The organism is Sneathiella chungangensis (genome assembly GCF_009882935.1).
Taxonomy (GTDB): Bacteria; Pseudomonadota; Alphaproteobacteria; order Sneathiellales; family Sneathiellaceae; genus Sneathiella; species Sneathiella chungangensis.
In genome coordinates this window covers 194642-211679 of the sequence record NZ_WTVA01000014.1, presented here as the reverse complement: position 1 = coordinate 211679, position 17038 = coordinate 194642, and the positions used below count along the sequence as shown (strand labels likewise).

Genomic DNA, 17038 nt, shown 5'->3' with positions numbered 1-17038 from the left:
AGTAAGCCCAAGAATACGCATAACTTCCGCACGCTGCTTGAGCAACAAAATTATCGATGGATCAGTTGACGGCCTTCCCAGGCAGTGATATTTGTATTGTATATAGATCATAGTTCTATATATAGAACAAAAAGGCCAGATAAATTACCTCTTGGGAGAAATTTGTGGACACTCGCACTAGTAAAATAAGCTCAGTCGATTTGGCGCTCGAGGGGCTGGAAGACGGCCAGACTTTGATTATAGGCGGGTCATTATTTCATAATAAACCCATGTTCCTCGTGCGGGAGATTATCCGCCGGAAAGTAAAGGATCTTGTCGTCGTTTCCGTTCCACAGGCGTCGATCGATGTGGATTTGCTTATTTCCGCAGGCTGTGTCGCGGAAGTGAGAGTTCCGTATATGGGGTTTGAATATCTGGGGTTGGCCCCGGGCTTTCGGAAGGCGACGAGTGAGGGCAAAATCAGCGTATGGGAATGTGACGAGACGCATCTTCTCGCAGCTCTTGAGGCGGCGGCCAGAAAACTCCCGTCTGGCATTGCAAAAGCAGGTGTCGGTACCGACGTGCATAGATTAAATCCGGATATCAAACTGGTTAAGGATCATATCTCCGGCGAGCCGATGACGGCAGTTGCCGCATTGAAACCGGATTTGGCGATTCTTCACGCAGCTGCGGGCGACAAATATGGGAACCTCCGCTATGTGGGCTATTCATTTGCGGATTTGATGGTCGCGGAAGCAACGCGGCAAGGCGGCGGAAAAATAGTCGCCAGCGTCGACGAGGTGGTTCCAAATGCGAGTTTCACAAATGACCCTTTCCGCACCAACATATCCTGCATGTTGGTCGATCATGTGATCGAGGCGCCTTACGGGGCCTATCCCTGTTCTTCTCATGGAAGCTATCAGTTCAATGAAGCGGCAATCATCGATTACCTGAAAGCAGCGAAATCCGAAAATGGGATAGCAGACTATATAAACGATCACGTCCTATCAGTGCCAAGCCACCAACATTACCTGGATAAGCACGTAAATCTACAGTCGTTAATTGAAGCGAAGGCAAAAACCTATGTCGATTGAAAGTTCACCTGTGGCCTGGCCGGAACTTGCCGCGTACGTATTGAGCAAGGAACTGGGGGATGGAGAAATCGGGTCACCCGGAGGGGCGCGTAGTGAAATTCCCCTCGCGGCGGCGCGTCTCGCTCAATTAACGCATGCCCCGAACCTGATGATCATTACCAGCGCCGCCGGATTTGTGGCAAATAGCGTTGGGAAGGCGCCGGCGCCCCTATTTCATTCCACGATGGATTATAGAAATATATATGCCGGAACCGAGACGGTTTTGAATTTTATGTCTGTCTTCTACACGCCACGAGATTGGTTTTTCGCAGGTGGTCTGCAGGTCGATAGTTTCGGGAATCTGAACATGACCGCTATTGGGGACATAAAGGCGCCGAAGCTGAAGGGGCCGGGTGGTGCGGGCCTCTCCTATGCAAGCTCGGTCGCGCGGCGATATTTTATCTATATGCAGCAGCATTCCAAACTATCCTTTGTGAACAAGCTCGATTACGTCACGGCGATGGGATATGGCAGCGGGCCGGGCGATCGCGAAGCGCTTGGTCTTGTTGGCGGCGGGCCGGCGCTTGTATTCAGCCCGATGGCCGCAATGGATTTTTGTGCTACCACCAAACGGATGCGGTTGCGATCGGTGCATCCCGGGCACACCGTGGAAGAAGTGCTGGATAATACCGGTGCCGAAATCATTGTTCCGGAGGAGGTGCCGACGACCGCTCTGCCGGATGCGGAGACATTGGAGATCTTGCGTTCAAGAGTGGATCCGTCAGGCGTGTTGCGGAATCTAAAGGGAGCAAGAAATGATTGATGTGGCGCGACAACCGCTTCAGGGAGTCAAGGTCCTTGATTTAGGGCGGGCATTGGCCGGGCCACTTTGCTCTTTGATGCTCGGAGATCTTGGGGCGGATATCATAAAAATCGAGCCGCCAGGGCTGGGCGATGACAGCCGTGCCTGGCCGCCCTTTCAAAATGGAGAAAGTACCTATTTTGTAAGCGCCAACCGCAACAAGAGAAGCATCGTACTGGACCTCGGGAAAGAAGAGGGGCGTGATGTCTTCCGTAAAATGGTAACTTCCGCGGATGTTGTGGTCGAGAATTACCGGCATGGCGTGATGGACCGCTGGGGAATTGGATATGAAGCTCTCCGCGCAATTAATCCCAAGCTCATTTATTGCGCCATCACCGGATTTGGTCGGTCGGGGCCATATGCGACAAAACCGGCAACCGACATCTATATGCAGGCATTTGGCGGATTGATGAGCGTTACCGGAGAGGTTGACGGCGGGCCCGTTCGTACCGGCGTTAGTATCTGCGATTTGACGGCGGGTATGTTTGCCTCGCTCGGGATCATGGCCGCATTGCAGGCCCGCAATATAACCGGAACGGGGCAACTTGTTGATACCTCCCTGCTGGACGGGCAGGTGGCTTACCTTTCCTATCTTCTGACCGCATTTGGCGCGACAAATGACGTTCCAGGAAAGTCCGGCTCGGGACATCCGAGTGTCGTGCCCTATCAGGCATTTGAGGCCAGTGACGGTTGGGTCTCCCTCGCGGCATTTAACGACCGTATTTGGCAGCGGGCGGCGAAGGCAATGGGGCTGGAGAACCTGATTTCGAATCCTTTATACGCCACGAACGTGGATAGGGTGAAAAATCGCGGCACCTTGATTCCGATAATGCAGGAATGCTTCCTCACCAAATCCGTGCAGGAGTGGGTGACGATCATGGAAAAGAATGATGTCCCCCTCGCTCCCGTCAACACCGTAGAGGAGGTCATGAAACATCCTCAGGTGCGTCACCGGGAAATGATTCAGGAAATTGAGCATCCGTACGCGGGTACGTTTTCAGTATTCGGTTTTCCGATGAAACTTTCAGATACACCCTGCACGTACAGATACCCTCCTCCGGCGTTGGGTCAGCACAGTGAAGAGATACTTGAAGAATTCGGTTTTTCGGATCAAGAAATTGAGGAGCTAGGCAGAAAGGCAGTTGTTTCAGCTCCAGGCAAACAAGTCTGAAACAGGCGAAATGGAAAGAGTTAGCTATAGAAACTGGAACTAGGGTGGATTCCTCCCGTTGACGACAACGACAAGAAAAATCAAGAACAGCGGTTCGGCGGACTATCCGTGAAAAGGATGCGAAATGGGGCAGCTTAATAATTTCCTCTCTAATATAGAACGATTGTTGATGATCGGGGCCGCCATTTGCCTTGTCGCGATTATGATCGTGATGGTGTCTGATGTGGTCATGCGGTATCTGTTCAGTTCCCCGATTTCCTGGGCATTTGAGGTCTTGACCAGATATCTGATGCTTGGATCCTTTTTCTTCGCGGTTTCACATACCCTGGAGAAAAACGAACATCTCTATGTGGAAATTTTCCATCGAATGATGCCGGACCGTCTTGGTCAGCTCCTACTCGGTCTGGCCTACGCCTGTACAGCGGTTGTTTTGGCCGGGGCAAGCTGGATGAGCTATCTGGTTGTGCAGGAAAATCTGCGGAACAGCGAATATACCGCCGGGGGCATAAGCTGGCCGCTATGGACATCGACGATCATTATCTCAATCGGATTAACCCTGCTCACGGCCAGAATGCTTCTCGTTTCCATAATGCGGCTGTATGTGGCGTCCGGCGCGGATACAAAGAACAAGATCTCTGATCAACTCGGAGATGCGCAATGACGACAGCAATCACCATTGCATTACTGATTGTCCTCCTTGTCATCGGATTGCCTGTCGCATTCTCCTTACTTCTCTCCGCGGCCATTGGTCTGCTACTGATCGGCGGGCCAAACCTGGTGTTGGGTATTCTGCAAACCACTCCCGGCACGGCCGTTTCAAGTTATGAACTCATCACGATACCGATGTTTATTCTGATGGCGGAGTTCATGATTGTGAGCCGGGTTGCGGACGAGATGTTTGAGCTGATTGGCCGATGGGTTCGCCGCTTGCCAGGCGGACTTGCGATCGCAACCGCTATTTCCGGCGCGGCGTTTGGGGCGGTCTCCGGCTCCAGTACCGCTGCGGCCGCGACACTTTCCGCCAGCTCCGTGCCGACAATGATTAAGCATGGCTATGACGCGCGGTTCGCATCCGGCGTTGTCGCGATATCAGGTACTCTTGCGATGCTCATTCCGCCCAGCATTGCCTTGATCCTGTATGGCCTCCTCAGTGGGGAGAGTATTGCCGTCCTGCTGATTGCCGGTATTGTACCGGGGTTGTTGGTCCTTACGGTGATTATTCTGACCGTCTTCACATTGATATGGTTGCGTCCGTCCTGGGCGCCCAAAGTTGAAGACAAATTTTCCAAGGAAAGCCATTCCGTTGCCGCCCTCCTGTTCCTGCTGCTTTTCCTGATCGTCACGGGCGCCATCTATCTTGGCATTGCCACGCCCACGGAAGCCTCCGCCATCGGAGCATTCGGGGCGCTGCTTATCGCCGTGGGACGGGGTAACACGAATTTCGGGATGCTGACGCAGGCTGTTTACCGCGCGTTGCGCACAACCGCAATGATCGGCGCAATTATCATCGGGGCGCAGGTCTTTGGTTATTTCCTGACAATCACTCAGATACCCAATCTGATTATCAGCCAGATTGGCGGCCTGGACTTTCCCTCCTGGGTTATCCTGATCGGGATCATCTTTATTTATCTGGTACTGGGAATGTTTCTGGATCAGATTGCCATTCTGATACTGACTGTCCCGATCATGCTGCCCCTGATCGTTTATCTCGGATACGATCCGGTCTGGTTCGGTGTGTTGATTGTCGTCCTGGCCGAGATCGGCCTCGTGACGCCGCCGGTCGGGATTAATGCCTTTGTTGTCTCGCGATATACCAATGTCCCGCTGGAGGATGTGTTTATCGGCGTTATCCCTCACATTCTGGCGCATTTCCTTGTGGTGCTGTTGCTGGTTTTCTTTCCTGCGCTGGTTCTTTGGCTGCCAAACACCATGTAAATCAGCCCAACCGGCCGACCCCATGGTGCGGGAATATATTGATGCGTTCCGCGTCGGGAGTATCTTCGCTGTTTGTTTACTGTAGGAACCGAGATCAATTCCTGGTCGATAGACGTTGTCCTAGTATAAGCATCGCTTTGCTAAGCGAAAGAATTTCAAGCTTCGGCGTCTCTGGATAGCACTCTTCTAGAAAGATGAATTGGAGATGACATCGCAATCATCCAAGGACGTCGTATAGGCGCCCTTAGATGATGCGCTTGCGGATTTGTGTCACGACCAGTTCAGCGGCAATCACGACGGCGAAAATGCTGAGCAGAACCGTTGAGACCTTGTCCCAATAAAAGGTGTTCAGGGCATTATTCAGGGCGATACCGATACCACCGGCCCCCACCAGTCCGAGAACCGCCGATTCACGGACATTGATGTCCCAGCGAAACAGAGCAATTGACCACAAGGCCGGCTTGACCTGCGGCCAATATCCCTTGAGCAATACGCTGGTCGCCGGCGCGCCGGTTGCCTTCAGCGCCTCGACGGATCCCATATGCACTTCTTCCAACGCTTCACCCAACAGTTTTCCGACGAACCCAACGGACCGGAAGGCAATCGCCAACACGCCGGCCAAGGTTCCCGGACCGAACACGGCGACGAAAAGCAGCGCCCAGACCAGCGAGTTGACTGAACGCGAGGAGACAAGAACCAGTTTGGCGAAGACCAGCAAGATCGGATTGGACGTGATATTCCGGGCCGAGCACAACGCCACAGGCAATGCCAGGATCAGCGCGAGGATCGTTCCCAGGCTGGCGATATGCAATGTTTCCATGAGGGCTTCATGCACGCCTTGCTGATAATAAGAAAGGTCCGGCGGCCAGAGCCGGTTCAACAGATCAAGCATTTGAGACGGCGCGTCGGCAAGAAACTCAGGGATGATCTGCACGTGGCGGGTCGAGACGACGATTGCCGCCACGACAATCAGCAAAACTAGCCAGCGCGAAAACCGCTCCATCGGTGTAAACCGTTCGAGGCGCCGGTGTGTCATCTGCACGGGGTCGTTACCAGCTATCATTTGAAGACGCCCTTCACCCATGTGCTGAAATATTCGCCGGCCATGATCACGGCAATTAGCGAAATCAGGATCGCTGCAACGAAATCGTAGTCGAACCGCTGAAAGGCCGAAAATAATGTGCCGCCAATACCACCCGCGCCGACGATCCCAACCATCGTTGAATTGCGCAGATTGGAATCGACCTGATATGTCGAGAAGCCGACAAAGCGGGACAGCACCTGCGGAACGACACTGAAAATAATGACGTTCCCAAAAGACGCGCCACTCGCCCGAACGGCCTCGACCTGCTTCAGGGAAATTTCCTCAATTGCTTCGGCGAACAATTTTGCAATGAAACCCACCGACGCGACAATCAACGCCAAGATACCGGCAAGCGCGCCGAACCCCACCGCCTTGACAAAAATAATCGCGACGATCACGGGATGGAACGATCGGCAGACGGCAATAAGCGTCCGTGCAGGCCAGGAAACCCAGGGCGGCATCATGTTGCGGGCTGCAAAAAATCCGATTGGCAGGGATAAGGTGATGCCCACGGCTGATGCGAGGATTGCGATCTCAAGACTTTCCAGAAGGCCTTCGAGCAGCAGACTCCAACGTGAGAAATCAGGCGGGACCATGCGGCCCAACATGTCGGCACCGTGACCGAAGCCGGCGATCATGCGCTCACTACTTATATCGATCAGGCTGAGCGCATAGACAAGATAGGCCAGTAGAGCCACCCAGATAATCCGGGATGGCCAATTTACCGGAAACGGGTTGCGCTTTGCGTGGGAGGTAGACGGCATGGTCATTGCAGCCAGTCCTCACCACCATAAATTTCTTTGAGATGCGTATCCGTAAGGCCAGATGGCGCGCCGTCATAGACGATATTTCCCTCAGACATGCCGATTATGCGTTGTGCAAAGCGGGTGCCGAGTGCCACATCATGAATATTGACGATAACAGGAATATCGAGTTTCCCGGCAAGACTTGCCATCAGTTCCATGATTTCGACGGACGTCTTCGGGTCGAGCGACGACGTTGGTTCGTCGGCCAGAAGGATATGCGGGGCCTGCATCAATGCCCGCGCGATCCCGACACGTTGACGCTGTCCGCCGGAGAGATTGTCGGCCCTTTGATACGCCAAATCCCCGAGGCCAACTGTGTCCAACAACTCGAACGCACGGTCGATATCTTGGGACGGAAATTTTCTAAGCCATGCTTTAAGCGGTGAAATATAACCGAGCCGGCCACAAAGCAAATTCTCTATAACGCTAAGCCGCTCAACCAGGTTGTATTCCTGAAAGACCATGCCGATCTTCCGGCGCGCGCGTCTTAGGCCCGCGCGGCTCAATTTCGTAATATCCTCGCCCTCGAAAATGATTTCACCGCGGGTCGGTTCGACCAGACGGTTAATGCATCTAAGAAGCGTACTCTTGCCAGTCCCCGATGGCCCGATGATCGCCATTATCCCACGGCTATCTACATCGAGATCGAGTCCTTTAAGGACAGGGACGCCAGCCCGGTATTCCTTCACCAAGCCACGAATTTTTAGCGCTTTCGATGCGTCCCCTAAATGATCCGCGGGGCCTGAGCCCCGCGAATTTTCCGGCAATGTCATACCATCTCCGGCCACAGTCATCAGTCAGCCTTTTTCTTTTCGGCTGCTTTCTTGGCTGCCTTCTCGGCTTCCTTCTGGGCCATCTGATCAAGGCCCTTGCGGTCATATTCCTCGCCGATTGATTTGGCAATCTGGCGTATGACGCCCCAGTCCTCTTTATAGGTTATTTCGAAGAACCGATCGGCCCCGCCGAAGGTTTTCTGCATTTCCGGCGGGAACCGGAAATCACGGAATGCTTCGCGGATCTGCTGAATAAGTTCCGGCTTAAGGTCATAGGCGTAAGCAAACGACGAAGTCGGGAACTTGGGGCTCCGATAGATAATACGGAAATCATCTGCATTTACCACACCCCGCTCTGCCATTCGCGTAAACACGTCTGACGCAACAGGCGCCGCATCGTAGTCGCCGCTATTGACGCCGAGCACTGATTGGTCGTGCTTACCAGAGTAGAGCACTTCGTAATCCTCGCCCGGTATCAGACCCTGGTCCGGGAACAGCGCGCGCGGCGCCAGATTACCAGAGTTTGAAGACTGCGACGTATGCGCGACTTTCTTACCCTTCAAATCCGGAAGCGACTGGTACGGGCTGTCTTTTTTGACGATAACAATGAGATTATAGCCTTGAAATTCTTTTTCGGTACCCTTCACGGCAAGCGGAACTGCGCCGGCAAGGTTGACCGCAAAGCCCGTCGGCCCAGTCGAAAAACCGGCAATATGCAGTCGGCCAGACCGCATAGCCTCGATTTCAGCCGAATTCGACTGCACAGTGTAATAGATCACCTTCTTGCCGGTTTTCTCCTCCAGGTAATCCTGGAATGGCTTGAACGCATCACGGTACACCGCCGGGTCTTCAACGGGGGTATAGGTGAACACAAGTGTCGACGGATCACGGAACTTTGACGGGTCCTTAGGTGCGTCAGCAACCAGGTCTCCGTCTTCGTCGCAGAATATCACATCCAAAGAACCTCTGTTCTTACATTCGTCCGCAAGGCTTGGTGAAGTCCACGCTAAGTAAACAGCTGCCATCAGGCCAAGCCCGACGGTCATTTTTGTCAGTTTGAGTTTCATAGTCTACTCCCAAAAACTACAAATGAGCCCATTTGTTATTTTTTGAAACGCCGGTTATCGGAACGCTTCAGTTTTTCTTTGTTGACGATTTTATTCGCCCTTATGACCGGAGGTCTCGCTCGCTCCAAAATTTCCTGCGCGCCGATAGTTTCCTCGGCAAGCTTTTTTTGCGCCTCGGTATCCGGTGCATATCAAAACCATAATGCTTTTGCAATAAAATGAACAGCATTGTTTGCACCCGTCGGAACCACCCCTAACACGCCTAACCCCCGGTTCTGGTGGAAGAAATTCGCTTGTCATTCAACTCTCTGTTTCCGCCTTCCTGAATGACGAGCGATATCCCCGATTACTATTTCAAAATATCTTCTGGAATTATCAGATTTGCGGTAATGACCTGCGCCGGATTTCCAATTTCATTTCCCAATGCCTGATTTTTTAATCAGGGCATGAATATCAATCACGAAATCGTTCGTTATTGGTCGAACAGCTGTCCAAATCCATTCACTTTGCTTGAATTATTCATCAGCTTCAGGCAGTGCCAGACCAGCGCCTGGTTGCTTGTGACAACCGGCTTTCCAAGTTTTTGTTCCAATTCCGCCACCACCAGGGCGGACCGAATTGCCGTACAGGAGATAAAAAGCGCGTCCGCGTCTGGATCGCAAATCTGCACCGCCGCTTCAGCAATCGCCGAAAGCGGCATACCCGTCATCTCGATATCATCTTCAAGACCAAACCCGTCAATATTGAGGATATTAAAACCTTCCGCGCCAAAGCTATCCTTGATGGCGACATTTACATCCTCGGTATAGGGCGTGAGAATGGATATTTTCCGGGCGTTGAATGCGCGCAAGGCTTCACTCGCCGCCAGGATCGGATTGGTGCAGGGAACGCCGGGCTGGGCAATCTGGATCAGGCGTTGAAGCTCGTCCCCGCCGATTGCCGCGGTGCCGGAGGTGCAACCATAGATCACCACATCTACCCCGTAACCAGGAAGAAGACCGCTGGCCGCCCGGGTGATGTCGCCGCTCATTCCGCGCAAATTCTCGATGGTTACGGGGTTGGCATTCATCACGCGGTTGGTGAAGAGATCGACACCGTCGGGCAGGATGCGGCGCAGATCCGTCTCGCTGTTATAATCGGTTGCCAGCGCAACGAGGCCGATCCGGCCCCCCGGAGCAATATCATCGAAGCTGTAATCTATATCCATATCTCTCATCCTATAACAGGGAGTTCGGGCGCGGCGCGGCGGCTGAGCATCCGGGCGCCGTCTTCGGTAATGACGATATTTTCTTCATGGACCATCTGCTTGCCGGGGGCGAATTCCATACCGGGCTCCAGTGTCAGGACAACGCCCGGCTCCAGCGGTGTTTTGTCCTCCGGAGTGTTGGAGGGCCATTCCGTCAGTTCCATTCCAAGACCATGGCCGAGCCGGCCAACGGAGTTCCCGAGCGCGCCTCCCTTTTCCATAATGTCCCACATGGCCGCCCAGACATCGCTTGTCGTGGCGCCCGGGCGCGCCGCGGCGAAACCCGCATCTGTCGCCCTGAAAACCACCTCATAGGCGCGGCGCACATCATCATCCGCCGATCCAAAGGCGTAGTTACGGTCAAAATCACAGAAGTAGCCATCAAATGTCGTGCCGGTATCGATAATCAGGACATCGCCTGTTTCGATGATGCGGTCCGTTGGTCCCATGATGATGCTGTCGTACCCGCCGGGACCGGATCCGGAAATGAGATAAGGCGTCGTATCCGCACCGCGCTGCAGAAGGTCGATCCGCATGCGATGGCAGTTCTGCCGCTCACTTTCTCCGGCCTTAAGGCTGTTCGGCAGATGCTCGAATGCATCGGAGGTCAGATCGCAGATAAAGTGGATTTTCTCAATCTCCGCCGGGGATTTCAAATAGCGCAACTGATGAAGGAGAAGAGAAGCATCTGCTATGTCGAACGCACTGAGATCCGCCAGCAGCTTTTGATAGTCTCCTGCAGGCATGCGCAATAGGCTCTCATGACCAAGCGGAACGCCAAGGCGACCGAATTTCCGCGGGAGTTGAAGAATGATATCGCGTAAGAGCGTAATGCCGTCATCTTCTGGCCTCGGGGCGGGCCAGGTATGGATATCCTCGACCCAGGTTCCCGCCATTCCCGCGGCACCAATCTCCGGAATGACGGCAATCGGCTTGCCGTTCGCAGGAAGGACAATGAACCAGGGGCGCGTCGGACTTTCCCAGAACTGCGTAAAGAAACCGGTGAAGTAGCGCACATCCGGCTCCGTGGTGAGAAGGATCGCATCCATTTCCGCAACACGCATTCTTGCTTGTGCTTTTTGCAAGCGCCTCTCGAATTCAGCCCGTTCAAAGCCACGGCTTGGCTGAGGGATCATGACGTCAAAACCTCCTTCCTTCCACTCAACACCGCTTTTCGCATTTACGCAAGTGGCGGCGGTTCATGCGCTGTTACCCGAGGCGCTTCGTCGGCAAGTAACGCAATTTCTACAAGGCAGCTCAGGGCGGAGGGGCCGGCCGCGATTTCAGATGTGGGGTGATCCCGCGTCAAAACATTCGGATTGCCATGCTTGCACAGATCAGGATCGTTTTCCCAGTCTGGATCGTACCAGGCGCCCGTCGCCATCATGACAACACCCGGGCGGACATTCTCATCAATAAGGGCAGCGCTGATGCAGGCCCCGCGCTTGTTGTAAAGCCGCACCAGGTCTTTATTCTGTATGTTACGGCTCTTTGCGTCGTTGGGATTGAGACGACATGGTTCCCGCGCGTGGATTTTTCCGGCGCGGCTATGGGTGCTCTGATCGAGCTGGCTATGCAGTCGGCGATCAGGTTGATGGGTTATCAGGTGAAGCGGATATTTCCCGGCAAGCGATCCACCGAGCCATTCAGTTGGTGCCCGCCAGACAGGATGGCCCGGCAGATTGAAACTTTCGATTTTGGCGCTGAATATCTCGATTCGGCCCGAAGGGGTCGAAAGTGGCGCATCCAAGGGGTCCGCGCGAAACTTTTCAAGCATGACGCGTGGCTTTCTGGGAGGACCGAGACGCAGGGTGCCAAGCTCCAGAAAGTCTTCGAATTCCGGCAATATATGTCCGTAGTGTTTCCCTCGCTCCCGACTCTCTTCATAGAGCTTTTTGAGCCAGCCTTTTTCATCGAGTTCACCGGTAAACTCCGACGGTAAACTTTTTCTGCCCAAGCCCTTCCTGCTTAAATGAAATGCGATTTCCGCGAAAATATCATGGTCGTTCCGCGCCTCACCAAAGGGCTCTGCTACCTTCTGCATGGCAATAAGATAGTCATCCCGGGTACTTGCGGCCAGGTCATTCCGTTCCAATGCCACAGTGGTCGGCAGCACGATATCGGCATGGCGTGCGGTTGCCGTCCAGAAAGGCTCATGCACCACTACGGTTTCGACGTTTTGCCAGGCCCGGCGCAACCGGTTTATATCCTGATGGTGATGAAAAGGGTTGCCGCCGACCCAATAAACAAGGCGTATATCCGGGTATGTGTATATCTTGCCATCGTAGCGGAAAGAGGCGCCGGGATTGATGAGCATATCGGAGATACGCGAGACTGGAATAAATCGGTTGGCGGGATTTTTCCCCGTAGGAAGCGCCGCCCATGGTAGGTATCCCCGATCACTCCCGACACCGTTTACCGCGCCAAGCCCCAGTCCGAATCCGGTGCCGGGTTTGCCGATCCCGCCGAGAAGACAGGCAAGCACCACCAGCATCCAGATCGGCTGCTCCCCGTTTTCCTGCCGGGTGAGGGACCAGCTCCCATTGAGGAAGGTTGGATTTTCCACCATCGCTCGCGAAAGCTGAATTATCTCGGTTGCCTTGATCCCGCAAATATGCGCCGCCCATTCGGCCGATTTCGGTTGACCGTCTGTCTCGCCCATCAGGTAGGGCAGGAATTTTTCAAATCCCTGGCAATATTGAGCAAGGAACTCCCGGTCATGGCGGTCCTCGCTCACCACTGTATGGGCGAGGGCGAGCATCAGGGCGACATCCGTGTTGGGACGGATCGCGATCCAATCAGCGTTCAGCTCGTCCTCGACATCGGAATTGCACGGACCAATGTTTATAAATTTGATGCCTGCCGCTTTCGCGGCGCGCATCCCTTCACTCTGGCTGTGTCGACCGACGCCGCCCGCATTCATTTGCGAATTACGTAACGCCATGCCGCCAAACGCGATGACCAGTCCGCCCGCCTCCGCAATCGACCGCCAGGAAGTATGGGTTTCGATCAATTTTGCCATCGGCCCGACTATATGCGGCAGGATAACTTCCGCCGCCGCGTAGCTGTATGAATCGCGCGCGGTCGTGCAACCGCCAAACAGATTCATGAACCGGCGGAGCTGACTCTGTGCGTGATGAAATCGCCCTGCACTCGCCCAGCCGTAAGACCCGGCATAGATCGCCTCGTGACCGAAATCGTCCCGTATCCTGCCCAATTCACTGGCCACGAGATCAAGCGCGGTTTCCCAACTGACGGGAACAAAGGCCTCCTGGCCGCGCAGGGCGCGATCTGCATTAACGCTTTTTTCCAGATAGCTCCGCCGCACCATCGGCTGAGCGATCCGGCACGGCCCTGTCCGGGTATCGAGGATGGCGCTGCGAATAGGAGAGGGGGCGGGATCATCTTCGAACGGGGTGAGTTTAACTGGCTGTCCATTTTCCAGCTCGACCCGATAAATTCCCCAATGAGAAGATGTGAGTGGCCGTCCCATGAGATTACCCGGCCTCCAATCCCTCGGTTACGAAGATGAGGCAGCGGCTGCCCGGCGGTAGCGAGAGAGGCTCCAAGGCGGCGATGGGCGCGGCGCCGCTCGGCGTGGTTCGAATGTCATAATTTGCGAGTAAGCTGACCGCCGAGTTGGCCGCCGCATCGGAAACCTGGAGAAATCCGTCGGCATCCGTTCGCAGCGATTGAAAGGCGATCAGGGACGCATCTTTGCAATCAAGACGACCCATATTGGATTCTGGCCCCTCAACCCGCGTCAGCCGCCCGTTCTTAACGCTCATCATCAGGCAAGGCGCGGCCTCAGGTTCGATGATCAGGATTTCAGGCTGCTTCGGCCAATAGTCCCGAATATGCCCCGAAACCGCCGCGGCGAGACCGCCGACACCGGCCTGAACAAGAACATGGGTGGGCCAGATATCTTTCTTGGTAAATTCCATGCGGCATTCTTCGGCAAGCACCGTATAGCCTTCCATCACCAGTGCCGGGCGCTCCGTATAGCCGTCCCAGGAACCATCGGCGAGGAGTAACCAGTCATTTTCATCTGCCGCCTTGATTGCGGCGGAGACGCTATCTTCATATGACCCGGAAATCCGGACAACTTGAGCATCAAGAGCCCGAATACGGTTAGCGAAGCCCTCCGGAACGGCAGCGGCGAGATAGATGGCCGCCTTGGCGCCGAAAATCCGCGCACCGGCCGCAACTGACAATCCGTGATTGCCCGCACTTGCGGTAATAAAAGTCATACGGCTCACCAGCTTTCGTGCCGCATCACTATCAAGATCGGTCGTTCCGGCGGCATCGGAGATCATCTGCGCGACCGCAAATGCTCCGCCGAGCGCTTTAAAGCTTCCCAGTCGCATGCGGTGGGATTCGTCCTTGATGAAAAGGGATTCAAGGCCGAAATGCCGGGCAAGGTCGGCATGACCGAGGAGGGGCGTTGGCGCATATACAGGACATTGCTGTAGTAGCGTCATGGGGCGATCCGGCGCGGTCCGAAAAAGGCGGGAGCCGGCGGTCGTATTGGGGGATTTTTTTAAACTCATAGCCTTTATAAACTAGAAAATTTTTTGACTGCCGACCGGTCATATCCCGTCGATGAATGATTAAATTTATCAGGTTCCTCTTGCATTTGACCGGTCTTGAGCATTTGATTTTCACGCTCCCGATGAAGTCGAGGATGTGATGAAAAGTGTGGGACGTCATCACGGCATTCGGGAACTCCGTCGCTGATATTTTTTCTCCAGCCACATGGCAAAATAAGCCGACGGAACCGAGACGATCAGGAAGAAGACACCAACCAGGGTCATGGGCTCGAGATATTTATAATGGCTGTTGCTATAGATATTTGCGGCGTTGAAAAGCTCGACCACGGTAATCGCCGAGAGAAGCGGTGTTTCTTTGAACATGGTGATCAGATAGTTGGCGAGCGGCGGGATCATTGGCGGAATGGCCTGCGGCAAAATAACATAGCGCATGGTCTGATAGCGGGAGTAATTCAGGGATTTTGACGCTTCCCATTGGCCCTGCGGCACATTCTCGATCCCGGCACGGAATACTTCGGAGGTGTAGGTGCTGAAATGTAAACCGAGCCCGAGGATGCCCGCGGCCAGCGGTGAGAGGAAAACGCCAAGGTCCGGCAGGACATAGAAGAGAAAATAAAGCTGCACCAGCAGCGGGGTGCGCCGGATAAATTCCGAAGTCCAGTAGATGCTGAGGGAAATTACCCGTGATTTCGACATCCTGAGTATGGCAAGCGCGAGACCAAGGACGTAGGCGAGAAGGGCGCCGATAAAGGTGGCTTCAATCGTGATAACCAGGCCCTGCAGCATTTGCGGTAATACGTCATGGACAACCTGCCAGTTCCATTCCATGGCTTAGATCCCCTTCCTGACGGTTATGTTGCGGCCCTTGTTTATTTTCTTCGCAATGAAATCGACAATCCCGACGAGGCAGGACGCGATAATGAAATAGATGACCATGATGATGAGGAATGGTTCCAGAGTCAGGGCGGTTTGCACCCGGATAATCTGCGCCATGAAGGTCAGATCCGAAATAGTGATGAGTGAGGCAACGGCGGTCAGCTTTAGTAGCTCAATTAGAAGATTGCCGAAAGTCGGGATCATCACCGGGATTGCCTGCGGCAACAATACATAGCGGTACTTCTGGTAAGTCGTATAGTTGAGCGCGACGGCCGCTTCATGCTGGGCACGGGGAACGGACTGCACCGCGCCGCGCACAACTTCCGAGCCGTAGCTGCCAAGGTTGAAGCCGCAGGCAATAATCCCGGCGAGGAGCGGAGATAAGTGAACCCCGAGAAGCGGCAAGACATAAAACATGAAAAACATCTGCACGATGGCAGAGGTTCCCCGAAAGAACTCAAGATAGATGATGGCGGCGATGCGGACGGCCGCAAATCTGGAGAAGCGCGACAATCCGACAACGAAGGAGATGATCAGGGCCACAATCGCGCTGGCGACGGTCAGCTCTATGGTCGTGATCGTACCTTGAATGAGGATCGGGCTATATTCGAGGACTTGATCCATTTGGCCACTTTCTGAATGCTGCCCCCGAGGCGAGAGCAGCATTCATCTGGTACAATAACAGGACAGATCGGCGATCAGTTGCCTGGGCAGAAGTCGTCACGTTTTACCGCAAGAGTCGCCTCGGCAGAGAAGCCATAGGGCTCGATGATCTTGGCGAATTCGCCGCTTTCCTTGAGCTCGGCGAGCGCCGCGTCATAGGCATCGCGGAATTCTTTATCCTCCGGATTGAACGCGGCTCCTGCGCATCCCATCGGAACGCCTTTCACAGGCATGACCAGTTCAATATTTGGATCGTTGGTTTTCTTAAGCAAATCTGCGGTGCCCAGTCCGGAGAGGGCAAAAACATCAACGCGACCCTGCTGCAGCATTTTGATACCACTCGGCGGGTCGGTGAATACCTTGATCTGTTCTTTCTTGACGCCGCGCTCAAGCGCATAGGCCTCTTCCGCGCAACCGGCGCAGGTTGTCATCGTCAGTTCCGGGTTGGCGGCAATATCTTCATAGGTCAGAACCTTGTGCGGATTACCGGCCGCCACCGCGAAGGCTTCTGCGCCACAGAGGTCAGGCTGGGAGTAGATAATGGATTCGCAGCGCTTGGGTTTGATATAGAGACCCGAAGTTGCCATATCGACCCGCCGGGCAAGCAAGGCCGGGATCATCGAACCATAAGCAACGACGCTGGCTTTGAGCTCCGGGACACCCAGCTTGGCCATGACTGCCCGGGCGACATCCGGTGCCGCTCCGGTCACATAGCCGTCGCCCTTGATGTCGCTGTATGGCGGTTCGTTCGCCACCGCGACCGTTGCATAACCTTGCTTGCGCAAATCATCGAGCGTTCCAGCGGACCCGACGGCGGCGAACGCCGTCAGGGCGACAGCGCCGATCGCGGCCGCCTCTACTAATTTTCGAACAGTCTTTAACATGACACACATCCCTTTCTCTCTTGACTAAAGTCTCTGTGAAATTTGATTTTCCGTTTCTTTTTGGGGATT

The 17038-nt window shown here is 54.3% G+C and carries 16 protein-coding genes; 5 read left to right on the top strand and 11 right to left on the bottom strand.

Going from position 1 to position 17038, the window contains the following annotated elements:
• Nucleotides 1–164 precede the first annotated feature (164 nt).
• From GQF03_RS12745 to GQF03_RS12725, 5 genes are all read left to right on the top strand, one after another.
• Nucleotides 165–1073 (top strand): CoA transferase subunit A, encoded by a 909-nt coding sequence (locus GQF03_RS12745; protein ID WP_161339661.1) that lies wholly within the window; start codon nt 165–167, stop codon nt 1071–1073.
• Nucleotides 1063–1875, top strand: a complete 813-nt coding sequence (locus GQF03_RS12740; protein ID WP_161339660.1) for a CoA-transferase subunit beta — start codon at nt 1063–1065, stop codon at nt 1873–1875. Before GQF03_RS12745 ends, GQF03_RS12740 begins: the two co-directional genes overlap by 11 nt.
• Nucleotides 1868–3085: a CaiB/BaiF CoA transferase family protein gene (locus GQF03_RS12735; protein WP_161339659.1), complete on the top strand. Its 1218-nt coding sequence runs from the start codon at nt 1868–1870 to the stop codon at nt 3083–3085. The genes GQF03_RS12740 and GQF03_RS12735 overlap by 8 nt, the downstream gene beginning before the upstream one ends.
• A 124-nt stretch (nt 3086–3209) precedes the next feature.
• A complete protein-coding gene (locus tag GQF03_RS12730; RefSeq protein ID WP_161339658.1) occupies nt 3210–3746 on the top strand; it encodes a TRAP transporter small permease in 537 nt (178 codons plus the stop codon).
• Nucleotides 3743–5020, top strand: coding sequence for a TRAP transporter large permease (locus tag GQF03_RS12725; protein WP_161339657.1), 1278 nt, complete (start codon nt 3743–3745; stop codon nt 5018–5020). The genes GQF03_RS12730 and GQF03_RS12725 overlap by 4 nt, the downstream gene beginning before the upstream one ends.
• Nucleotides 5021–5264: 244 nt before the next feature.
• Here the strand turns inward: GQF03_RS12725 and phnE (GQF03_RS12720) are convergent, their stop codons facing one another.
• The 11 genes from phnE (GQF03_RS12720) to ehuB all read right to left on the bottom strand — a co-directional run bounded on the left by phnE (GQF03_RS12720) (nt 5265) and on the right by ehuB (nt 16969).
• Nucleotides 5265–6023 (bottom strand): phosphonate ABC transporter, permease protein PhnE, encoded by a 759-nt coding sequence (gene phnE / locus GQF03_RS12720; RefSeq protein ID WP_380743729.1) that lies wholly within the window; start codon nt 6021–6023, stop codon nt 5265–5267.
• 56 nt (nt 6024–6079) lie between these two features.
• The gene (gene phnE, locus GQF03_RS12715; protein WP_161339733.1) at nt 6080–6868 is read right to left on the bottom strand and encodes a phosphonate ABC transporter, permease protein PhnE; all 789 of its coding nucleotides are present in this window, start codon (nt 6866–6868) and stop codon (nt 6080–6082) included.
• Between the two features lie 2 nt (nt 6869–6870).
• Nucleotides 6871–7683 carry a phosphonate ABC transporter ATP-binding protein gene (gene phnC / locus GQF03_RS12710; RefSeq protein WP_161339656.1) on the bottom strand — a complete coding sequence of 271 codons (813 nt, stop codon included), beginning with the start codon at nt 7681–7683 and terminating at the stop codon, nt 6871–6873.
• 20 nt (nt 7684–7703) lie between these two features.
• Complete coding sequence (gene phnD, locus GQF03_RS12705) at nt 7704–8750, bottom strand: phosphate/phosphite/phosphonate ABC transporter substrate-binding protein (RefSeq protein ID WP_206376397.1); 1047 nt, start codon at nt 8748–8750, stop codon at nt 7704–7706.
• A gap of 472 nt (nt 8751–9222) precedes the next feature.
• On the bottom strand, nt 9223–9957 hold the full coding sequence (locus GQF03_RS12700) for a maleate cis-trans isomerase family protein (protein ID WP_206376399.1): 735 nt from the start codon (nt 9955–9957) through the stop codon (nt 9223–9225).
• A gap of 5 nt (nt 9958–9962) precedes the next feature.
• On the bottom strand, nt 9963–11132 hold the full coding sequence (locus GQF03_RS12695; protein WP_161339654.1) for a M24 family metallopeptidase: 1170 nt from the start codon (nt 11130–11132) through the stop codon (nt 9963–9965).
• Between the two features lie 44 nt (nt 11133–11176).
• The gene (locus GQF03_RS12690) at nt 11177–13489 is read right to left on the bottom strand and encodes a molybdopterin guanine dinucleotide-containing S/N-oxide reductase (protein WP_161339653.1); all 2313 of its coding nucleotides are present in this window, start codon (nt 13487–13489) and stop codon (nt 11177–11179) included.
• A gap of 4 nt (nt 13490–13493) precedes the next feature.
• Nucleotides 13494–14477, bottom strand: a complete 984-nt coding sequence (locus tag GQF03_RS12685; RefSeq protein WP_206376402.1) for a diaminopropionate ammonia-lyase — start codon at nt 14475–14477, stop codon at nt 13494–13496.
• A 228-nt stretch (nt 14478–14705) separates the two neighbouring features.
• Nucleotides 14706–15374, bottom strand: coding sequence for an ectoine/hydroxyectoine ABC transporter permease subunit EhuD (ehuD, locus tag GQF03_RS12680; RefSeq protein WP_161339651.1), 669 nt, complete (start codon nt 15372–15374; stop codon nt 14706–14708).
• Between the two features lie 3 nt (nt 15375–15377).
• Nucleotides 15378–16046, bottom strand: a complete 669-nt coding sequence (gene ehuC / locus GQF03_RS12675) for an ectoine/hydroxyectoine ABC transporter permease subunit EhuC (protein WP_161339650.1) — start codon at nt 16044–16046, stop codon at nt 15378–15380.
• Between the two features lie 74 nt (nt 16047–16120).
• Complete coding sequence (gene ehuB, locus GQF03_RS12670; RefSeq protein ID WP_161339649.1) at nt 16121–16969, bottom strand: ectoine/hydroxyectoine ABC transporter substrate-binding protein EhuB; 849 nt, start codon at nt 16967–16969, stop codon at nt 16121–16123.
• Between the last annotated feature and the right edge of the window lie 69 nt (nt 16970–17038).